Origin of the sequence: Sphingobium quisquiliarum P25 (genome assembly GCF_000445065.1) — a bacterium.
In the GTDB taxonomy this organism is placed as follows: domain Bacteria; phylum Pseudomonadota; class Alphaproteobacteria; order Sphingomonadales; family Sphingomonadaceae; genus Sphingobium; species Sphingobium quisquiliarum.
In genome coordinates this window covers 25,257-34,401 of the sequence record NZ_ATHO01000021.1, presented here as the reverse complement: position 1 = coordinate 34,401, position 9,145 = coordinate 25,257, and the positions used below count along the sequence as shown (strand labels likewise).

Here is a 9,145-nt window from a genome sequence, read left to right as displayed (position 1 = left end):
TTGGGATGGGCGCGGGCGTTTCCAGCGCGCGGGTGGCTTCGCCGGGCGCCTGTCCGGTCAGCACGGCGATGCGGTTGAGGCTGCCGCGCAGGCTGGCCTCAAGCTGCGGGATGGCCGCCCTGGTCTGGGCAAGCTGGGCGCGGGCCTGCTGTTCATCCAGCGAGGAGACGAGGCCCGCCTGCAAGCGCCATCCGGCGATGTCGAAATTATCCTTCTGAACCGCCTCCGTCTCACGCGCGATGCGTAGCTGCTCCTGCGCGAGGCGAGCCTGCACATAGTTGGTGACCAGTTCGGCGATGATCGTCATGCGCACATTGGCAAGGTCATAGCCCGATGCCGCGAGATCGGCGCGGGCGGCTTCGGAGGAGCGGGACAGTTCGCCGAACAGGTCAAGCTGCCAACTGGCGTTGGCGCCCAGCGTATAGCTGCTGCTCCAGCGGTCGGCGCCGCCCGATATGATGTTGCCATTGTCATCCACCCGCGTCGCGCCGCCACGGTTGGAATAGTTGCGGCCTGCATTTCCCGATCCGTTCACCTGCGGCAGGAAGGCGGCGTTCGCCTGGCGCAGCGATTCACGCGCCTGGCGAAGGCGGGCCTGCGCCTGGGCGATGTCGAGGTTGCTGGCGACGGCGCGATCGATCAGGCCGTCGAGCACAGGGTCGTTCAGCCGCGTCCACCAGCTTGCAAGCGCGGCTTCGTCGATCGGGGCGGCTGCGCCCTGGCTGTAGGATGCAGGCACGCCAAGCGCCGCAGGCTGGGGCGGCCGGTAGTCAGGGCCAGCCGCGCAGGCCGACAGGGTCAGCGCCGGTCCGGCAATCCAGGCAATGCGATATCGCACCTTTTCCTTGCACTCCGTCGTCGTTAAAGGGGCCCGCAGACATAGCGGGAGCGGATGGGGCAACGCATGGGAACGTGCCGAAATGACGTCCATGCCTCAACGCCATTAATGTCGTAAAGTGTAACGGTTTTGGTGAAGCGGCGCTTTCCGTAGCGTTCTTTGGTTTAAGGTGGATGATGAGGGCATTTGTATTTCCGGGGCAGGGCAGCCAGTCGGTGGGGATGGGCAAGGCGCTGGCCGAGGCGAGCCCGGCGGCGAAGGAACTGTTTCAGGAGGTCGATGACGCCCTGTCGCAGCATTTGTTCCGCATCATGGTGGAAGGCCCGGAAAGCGACCTGACGCTGACGGAAAATGCCCAGCCCGCGATCATGGCCAATGCGCTGGCGACGCTGCGCGTGATGCAGAAGGAAGGCGGCTTTTCGCTGGCGGAAAAGGGCGATTTCGTCGCCGGTCACAGCCTGGGCGAATATAGCGCGCTCTGTGCGGCGGAGGCGTTCGACATTGGCACCACGTCCAGGCTGCTGAAGCTGCGGGGGCAGGCGATGCAGGCGGCCGTGCCGGTGGGCGAGGGCGCGATGGCGGCCCTGCTGGGTGCGGACATCGACAAGGCGCAGGCGCTGGCCGATGCCGCCGCCGAAGGGGAAGTGTGCACCGTCGCCAATGACAATGATCCGAGCCAGGTGGTCATTTCCGGCCATCGCGGCGCGATCGAGCGGGCGGTGGCGATGGTCAAGGACCATGGCATCAAGCGGGGCGTGCTGCTGCCGGTTTCCGCGCCTTTCCACTGTCCGCTGATGCAGCCCGCCGCCGATGCGATGGAAGAGGCGCTGGCGGGCGCGAAGATCAACACGCCGCTGCTGCCGGTCTATGCCAATGTGCTTGCGAGCGCGATCGCCGACCCGGACGAGATCCGCCTGCGGCTGGTGGAGCAGGTGACGGGCCGCGTCCGCTGGCGCGAATCCGTGGCGGCGATGTGGGAAGCGGGCGTGACGGACTTTGTCGAACTGGGCGGCAAGGTGCTGGGCCCGATGATCAAGCGCATCGCGCCTGACGCGACCGTGCGCAGCGTCGTGACGATGGATGATGTCGAGGCGGCGCTGGCGGCTTTTTGATGTTGCGCGCAGAGGCGCAGAGGACGCAGAGCGAGGGTGAAACCGATCGATGACATCACCAGGGATGTGATCGGCATCGCGATGCAGATGCATCGCGAGCTGGGTCCGGGACTTCTTGAAAGCGTCTACGAAATGGCGCTCGCGGCGAAGCTGACCCGCCTGGGGTATCGGATCGATCGGCAAAGGCCGGTCGATATAGAATTTGACGGGCTGCGTTTCGAAGCGGCATTTCGTATCGACCTTATGGTGGACGGCAGGCTGATCATCGAAATCAAATCGGTTGAACAGATTCAGAAGGTCCACGCCAAGCAACTGCTGACCTATCTTAGACTGACTCGGCAGCCCGTAGGGCTGATCCTGAATTTTGGCGCGGAGACGATGAAGGAAGGTATCCGCCGCCTCGTGAACAATCATAAGGACTCAGCGTCCTCTGCGCCTCTGCGCGAACAAAAAGATAAGGGAGTAGAAATATGTTCGATCTGACAGGCATGACCGCGCTGGTGACGGGCGCTTCGGGGGGGATCGGGTCGGCGATCGCCAGGGCGCTGGCGGGGCAGGGGGTGCGGCTGACGCTTTCGGGGAGCAATGAGGAGAAGCTGAAGGCTTTCGCGGCGGAGCTGGGCGGGGGCCATGAGACGCTGGTTTGCAACCTGTCCGATCCGGCGGCGGTGGATGCGCTGGTGCCGCAGGCGGTGGACGCGCTAGGCGGCAAGATCGACATTCTGGTCAACAATGCAGGCATCACGCGCGACAACCTGATCCTGCGGATGAAGGACGACGAATGGTCGGACGTCATCTCGGTCAATCTGGAGGCCGCGTTCCGCCTTGCCCGCGCCGCCGCCAAGCCGATGATGAAGGCGCGTTTCGGCCGCATCATCTCCATCACCTCGGTCGTGGGGGTGACGGGCAATCCGGGCCAGTCCAACTATGCCGCGTCGAAGGCGGGCATCATCGGCATGTCGAAGTCGCTGGGCCAGGAACTGGCGAGCCGAGGCATCACGGTGAACTGCGTCGCGCCGGGCTTCATCCGGTCGGCGATGACCGATGCGCTGAACGAAGCGCAGAAGGCCGCGATCCTCCAGAAGATCCCGGCGGGCGGCCTGGGCAGCGGCGAGGATATCGGCGCGGCGGTCGTATATCTGGCCAGCAGGGAGGCAGGCTATGTCACCGGGCAGACGCTGCACGTCAATGGCGGCATGGCGATGATCTGACCGCGCGCGGCGTGCATTGCGGCGGGCGGGACGAGCGCCAAGTCCCTTTGCAACGCCGCCGCATTGTGCCATCCGGGCGAGCGGAGGGGACGGAAATCATCTTTTTCGATCGTTTCTTGCCTCTTGCCTCGCACGGGGCTTGGCTCTAGGGCATGCCTTAACAGTTATTCATAACCTCAACGATACCCAGTAAAAAGGACCACTCATGAGTGAGACCGCGGATCGCGTTAAGAAAATCGTCGTCGAACATCTGGGCGTCGAAGCCGAAAAGGTGACCGAAGACGCAAGCTTCATCGACGATCTGGGCGCAGACAGCCTGGACATCGTTGAGCTGGTGATGGCGTTCGAAGAAGAGTTCGGCGTGGAAATCCCTGACGACGCGGCTGAAAAGATCGCCACCGTCAAGGATGCCATCGATTATATCGACAGCAAGCAGTAAGAACGTCTGGCGGCCCGATCCCGGAGGGTTGCGGCCGCCGTACGTTGTGAAGGGAATGGCTCCTCCTGTCCGGGCAGACCGGACCTTGGGGAGCCTTTTCGTATCTGGACCGCCGTTCACAAGCGCTTTGGAAGCAGCTAAGGAACGGCGCAAGTTCGTGAAGTTTTTCGGAGCAGATATATGCGTCGCGTCGTCGTAACCGGCCTCGGCATGGTGAGCCCGCTGGGCGGAGATGTCGAAACCTCGTGGAAGAATATCATCGCGTCAAAGTCCGGCGCGGCGACGATCACGCGCTTCGACGCCAGCGAATATAAATGCCGCATCGCGTGCGAGGTAAAGCCCGCGGATCATGAATATGGCTATGATCCTGGTCTGGACGTCGATCACAAGATCCAGCGGCAGGTCGATCCCTTCATCGTCTATGGCATTTCCGCCGCCAGCCAGGCGCTGCGCGACGCGGGGCTGGACAATATGAGCGAGGAGGAACGGCTGCGCGCGGGCTGCTCGATCGGTTCGGGCATTGGCGGGCTGCCGGGGATCGAAAGCGAGTCGCTGGTGCTGGCGAACAAGGGGCCGGGCCGGGTGAGCCCGCACTTCGTCCATGGGCGCCTGATCAACCTGATTTCCGGGCAGGTCTCGATCAAATATGGCCTGATGGGGCCGAACCATGCGGTCGTGACGGCCTGCTCGACCGGCGCGCACTCGATCGGCGACGCGGCGCGGATGATCGCGATGGACGATGCCGACGTCATGCTGGCGGGCGGTGCGGAAAGCGCGATCTGCCCGATCGGCATCGCCGGTTTCGCCCAGGCGCGGGCGCTGTCCACCGCCTTCAACGACACGCCCGAAAAGGCTTCCCGCCCCTATGACGTCAACCGCGATGGCTTCGTCATGGGCGAAGGCGCGGGCGTGGTCGTGCTGGAAGAATATGAACGCGCCAGGAAGCGCGGCGCGCACATCTATGCCGAAGTGATCGGCTATGGCCTGTCGGGGGACGCCTATCATGTCACGGCGCCGCACCCGGAGGGCAATGGCGGCTATCGGTCGATGGAAATGGCGCTCAGGAAGTCGGGCCTCAGCTTGTCTGACATCGACTATGTGAACGCGCATGGCACGTCGACCCCGCTGGGCGACGAGCTGGAACTGGGCGCGGTCAAGCGGCTGTTCGGCGACAATATCGCCACCATGTCGATGAGCAGCACCAAGTCGGCCATCGGCCACCTGCTGGGCGGCGCGGGCGCGGTGGAGAGCATCTTCTGCATCCTGGCGATGCGCGACCAGATCGTGCCGCCGACGCTGAACCTGGACGAGCCGAGCGAAAGCTGCGCGGGGGTCGACCTGGTCCCGCACGTGGCCAAGGAGCGCAAGGTGCGCGCGGTGCTGAACAACAGCTTCGGCTTTGGCGGCACCAACGCCTCGCTCATCATGAAGGCGATCTGAGGCCATTTCCATGCGGCGGCTTGGCTGTAGCATATTGCTGGTCGGCCTGGCCGTCGCGGCCTTTGTGGCGTTCCGGTTCGTCCATGGCTGGACCGAGGCGGGACCGGCGGCGAGCGACATCAATGTCGTCGTGCCCGAAGGCGCGTCGATCGCGGATGCGGCGGTGCTGCTCAAGCGGGCCGGGGCGGTGCGCTCCGCCGACGCCTTCCTGACGCGGACCAAGGTGTTCGGGCGCGGCAAGTCGATCAAGGCGGGCGAGTTCGTGATCCCGAAGGGCGCGAGCAATGCGGAGATCTTCTCTATCCTGCAAGGCGGCAAGACGCTGACGCGGCTGGTGACGATCCCGGAAGGCATGCCGTCGATCCTGGTCTACGAACGGCTGATGGCGAACGATCAGCTGACCGGCACGATCGAGGTTCCGCCCGAAGGCAGCGTGCTTCCCGACAGCTATGCGTTCGACAAGGGGGAAAGCCGCGCCGCCGTGCTCAAGCGCATGCAGGATGCGATGACGCGCACCCTGGCGAAGCTGTGGGCGGAGCGTTCGCCCGCCGCTGTCGTCAAGACCCCGCGCGAGGCGATCATCCTTGCCAGCATCGTGGAAAAGGAAACCGCCGTGCCAAGCGAGCGGCCGATGGTCGCGGGCGTCTATGGAAACCGGCTGAAAACCGGCATGATGTTGCAGGCGGATCCGACGATCATCTACCCGATCACGAAGGGCAAGCCGCTGGGGCGGCGGATCAAGAAGTCGGAAATCGCGGCGGTCAACGATTATAATACCTATGCGATGACGGGCCTGCCCAAGGGGCCGATCGCCAATCCGGGCAGGCTGTCGATCCTGGCGGTGTTGCAGCCCGCGCAGACGAAGGCGCTGTATTTCGTCGCGGACGGGAAGGGCGGGCATATCTTTGCCGACACGCTGGAGCAGCATAACCAGAATGTGCGGAAATGGTTCGATATCCGGCGGGCGCGGGGCGAACTTTGAGGGGTGGAGTTCCGGTTGCCGTTTGAGGCGTGTTGATGCTTCCTGTGCTGTAGGCTTGGGGAAAGGGGTCGCAGGCTGTGGAGAAGGGGGCTGGTGGCGCATTTTCCCCTCCACCATCGGCTCAGTCGATGGTCCCCCTCCCCATCGTTGATGCGGAGGATTTTTGGGTGAGGGCTGGCCATTCTTTCAATAGCCGCCTTTTCGCAGGCCTGTTGATTCACCGGCATGCGCCCTCTATAGGGCTCGCATTCGCAAGGACCCGGTGAAAGTCCGGGTGGCTATTCCGGCCGCTGATCCGCCGGACAACAACATGCACCAATGCTGAGGCGCCGTTCGGCGTCCGGTGCCCTGTTGTGGATTTTCAATGACATTCGATCTTCCCGCTTACCGCCGCCAGTGGTTCACTGACGGCGCCGCCGCCCGCCGCGACATCCTGGCGGGCATTGTCGTCGCGCTCGCGCTCATTCCCGAAGCGATCGGCTTTTCCATCATCGCGGGTGTCGATCCGCGCGTAGGTCTATACGCTTCCGTCACCATCGCCATGACCATCGCCCTGATCGGCGGCCGTCCGGGCATGATTTCGGCAGCCACCGCCGCCGTCGCCATCCTCGTCGTGCCGCTGGTGCGCGAGCATGGTGTCGAATATCTGTTCGCCGCCACCATCCTGATGGGCGTCATTCAGATCATCGCCGGTCTGCTGCGGCTCGACCTTGTCATGCAGTTCGTGTCGCGATCGGTCATCACCGGCTTCGTCAACGCGCTCGCGATCCTGATCTTCATGGCGCAACTGCCGCAGCTTACCGGCGTCGGATGGGAGACATACGCCATGGTCGCCGGAGGTCTGGCGATCATCTACGGCTTTCCCCGCATCACCAGGGCGGTCCCGTCGCCGCTCGTAGCCATCCTGGTGCTGAGCGCGATCAGCATCGGCCTGGGCCTGTCCGTCCATACGGTGGGCGACATGGGCAAGCTGCCCGAGGGGCTGCCCAGCCTGGCCCTGCCCAACGTTCCGCTGACGATGGACACGCTGCGGATCATCCTGCCCTATTCGCTCACGATGGCGGCGGTCGGCCTGCTGGAGTCGCTGCTCACCGCGCAGATCGTCGATGACATGACCGGCACCGACAGCGACAAGCGCCAGGAATGCGCCGGTCAGGGCGGTTCCAACATCGTTGCGGCCCTGTTCGGCGGCATGGGCGGTTGCGCGATGATCGGCCAGTCGGTGATCAACGTGACCTCCGGCGGGCGCAGGAGGCTATCGACCTTCGTCGCTGGCGCGTTCCTCCTTTTCCTGCTGGCGGTCCTTGGACCTTATGTCGGCCGCGTGCCGATGCCTGCGCTGGTCGCCGTCATGATCATGGTGTCGATCGGCACGTTCAGCTGGAATTCGATCGCGAACCTGCGCCGGCATCCGCCCACCTCTTCGGTGGTCATGCTGACGACCGTGATCGTGGTCGTGGCGACCCATGATCTGTCGCTTGGCGTGCTTGCAGGCGTGCTGCTCTCCGGCATCTTCTTCGCCGCCAAGGTGCAGCGCATGTTTTCTGTCGAGCGCGAAGTCACGGGCGACGGAACGCAGGCGACCTATCGCGTCACCGGCGAGATCTTCTTCGCATCGGTCGAGCGGTTCACGCGCGCATTCCAGGCGGAGGATACAGCAAAAGACGTGCGCATCGACGTGTCACAAGCGCACTTCTGGGACATTTCCGGCGTCGGGGCACTCGACAAGATCGTGGCGCGGTTGCGCCGCGATGGCCGCTCGGTCGAGGTGACCGGCTATAACCGCGCCAGTGCGGACATTGTGGATCGTTTCGCCTTGCATGACAAAACCGGCTTCGAGCTGGGCGCGGTCCCGCACTAGCCACGCCATACCATTAACGTGGGATGGTGGAAGGATCGGCTTGCGTTGCCGGGTGTTCCATGCCCTGATTGCCGCATCCCACGTGCGGCGGCAGGGCGCGGGAGCGCGTGAAGACAAGGAGATGCGACGATGCTGGGACGTTCTGTGCCTGATGTGACGCTGAAAACCCGTGTGCGCGATGAGAGCGTGGGCGGGCCCAACCCCTTTCGCTGGCAGGATGTGCAGACCGGCGACCTGTTCAAGGGCAAGCGCGTGGTCGTCTTTTCCCTGCCGGGCGCGTTTACGCCGACCTGTACGACCGAACAATGCCCCGCCTTCGAGCGCTATTATGACGAGTTCAAGGCGCTGGGCGTGGACGATGTCTATTGCATATCGGTCAACGACGCCTTCGTCATGTACCAGTGGGGCAAGCATCTGGGCATCAAGAATGTGAAGCTGCTGCCGGACGGGTCGGGCGACTTCACGCGCCGGATGGGCATGCTGGTGAAGAAGGACCATCTGGGCTTTGGCGACCGTAGCTGGCGCTATGCCATGGTGGTGGATGATGGCGAAATCGTCGCCTGGTTCGAGGAGCCCGGCATCAACGATGTGGGCGAGGATGACGATCCCTATGGCATGAGCAGCCCTGAGCCGGTGCTGGAGTGGCTGAAAGCGCATCCGGCTGACTGACGGCCCGGCCTGCGCGCCGATCGTCGTGACGGCGCTGATGGGGGCGCAGGACTTTGCCTGGGCGGATGGGCTGCGGCGGGCGCACTTCCCGCCGGAGCGCAACCTTGTGCCCGCGCATATCACGCTGTTCCACCATCTGCCGCCATCGCTGCTGCCCGAACTGGCGGAGCGGATGAAGCGGCTCTGTGCGGAACCGGCTCCGGCGGCGGCGCTGACCGGTGTGCTGTTCCTGGGGCGAGGGGTCGCCTTTCAGGTGGAGAGCGAAGGGCTGCTTTCGATCCGGGAGGAGTTGGCGGAGGCTTTCGCCGGGCTGCTGACGCCGCAGGATCAGGCGCGGCCCAGATTGCATCTGACGGTGCAGAACAAGGTTCCGCCGGGGCAGGCGCGCGCGCTGGCTGATGAACTGCGCGCGGGATTCCGGCCGCGTCCGCTGCGGATCAGCGGACTTGCGGCGTACTATTATCGGGGCGGGCCTTGGGAACTGGCGGTGAAAGCGGGTTTTCGCGGGTAGCGGGTTTCAGGCGGCCGCGAATAGCATCGACGCGGGACCGGGCTCTTACGAGCCGCTTGTCCCGTTCGAGTGCTTTCGCGGG

At 64.2% G+C, this 9,145-nt stretch carries 10 protein-coding genes and 1 other annotated feature; of the genes, 9 read left to right on the top strand and 1 reads right to left on the bottom strand.

All coding sequences use genetic code 11. The annotated features are described in order from the left end of the window. Positions 1-838, bottom strand: an 838-nt coding sequence (locus tag L288_RS25220; protein WP_021236913.1) for a TolC family protein, incomplete at its 3' end; no start/stop codon positions are given. A gap of 176 nt (positions 839-1,014) precedes the next feature. Between L288_RS25220 and fabD the strand changes: the two genes are divergently transcribed. From fabD to L288_RS25175, 9 genes are all read left to right on the top strand, one after another. Then, positions 1,015-1,950 (top strand): ACP S-malonyltransferase, encoded by a 936-nt coding sequence (gene fabD / locus L288_RS25215; protein ID WP_031303868.1) that lies wholly within the window; start codon positions 1,015-1,017, stop codon positions 1,948-1,950. A gap of 36 nt (positions 1,951-1,986) precedes the next feature. Next, entirely contained in the window at positions 1,987-2,433 is a 447-nt protein-coding gene (locus L288_RS25210; RefSeq protein WP_021236911.1) for a GxxExxY protein, read from the top strand. Next, positions 2,421-3,161, top strand: a complete 741-nt coding sequence (gene fabG, locus L288_RS25205) for a 3-oxoacyl-[acyl-carrier-protein] reductase (RefSeq protein ID WP_021236910.1) — start codon at positions 2,421-2,423, stop codon at positions 3,159-3,161. The genes L288_RS25210 and fabG overlap by 13 nt, the downstream gene beginning before the upstream one ends. Before the next feature lie 205 nt (positions 3,162-3,366). Further along, positions 3,367-3,600 carry an acyl carrier protein gene (locus L288_RS25200; protein ID WP_007689016.1) on the top strand — a complete coding sequence of 78 codons (234 nt, stop codon included), beginning with the start codon at positions 3,367-3,369 and terminating at the stop codon, positions 3,598-3,600. A gap of 180 nt (positions 3,601-3,780) precedes the next feature. Then, a complete protein-coding gene (gene fabF, locus L288_RS25195; protein ID WP_021236909.1) occupies positions 3,781-5,040 on the top strand; it encodes a beta-ketoacyl-ACP synthase II in 1,260 nt (419 codons plus the stop codon). A gap of 10 nt (positions 5,041-5,050) precedes the next feature. Next, positions 5,051-6,022, top strand: coding sequence for an endolytic transglycosylase MltG (mltG, locus tag L288_RS25190; protein ID WP_021236908.1), 972 nt, complete (start codon positions 5,051-5,053; stop codon positions 6,020-6,022). Between the two features lie 252 nt (positions 6,023-6,274). After that, positions 6,275-6,330 (top strand) — a sequence feature (sul1 is cis-regulatory element that is thought to sense ions involved in sulfur or methionine metabolism; They are found in Alphaproteobacteria). A 56-nt stretch (positions 6,331-6,386) separates the two neighbouring features. Continuing rightward, positions 6,387-7,883, top strand: coding sequence for a SulP family inorganic anion transporter (locus L288_RS25185; protein WP_021236907.1), 1,497 nt, complete (start codon positions 6,387-6,389; stop codon positions 7,881-7,883). A gap of 129 nt (positions 7,884-8,012) precedes the next feature. After that, a complete protein-coding gene (locus L288_RS25180; RefSeq protein ID WP_021236906.1) occupies positions 8,013-8,552 on the top strand; it encodes a peroxiredoxin in 540 nt (179 codons plus the stop codon). 37 nt (positions 8,553-8,589) lie between these two features. Further along, positions 8,590-9,063, top strand: a complete 474-nt coding sequence (locus L288_RS25175; protein WP_030541725.1) for a 2'-5' RNA ligase family protein — start codon at positions 8,590-8,592, stop codon at positions 9,061-9,063. Positions 9,064-9,145: the final 82 nt, after the last annotated feature.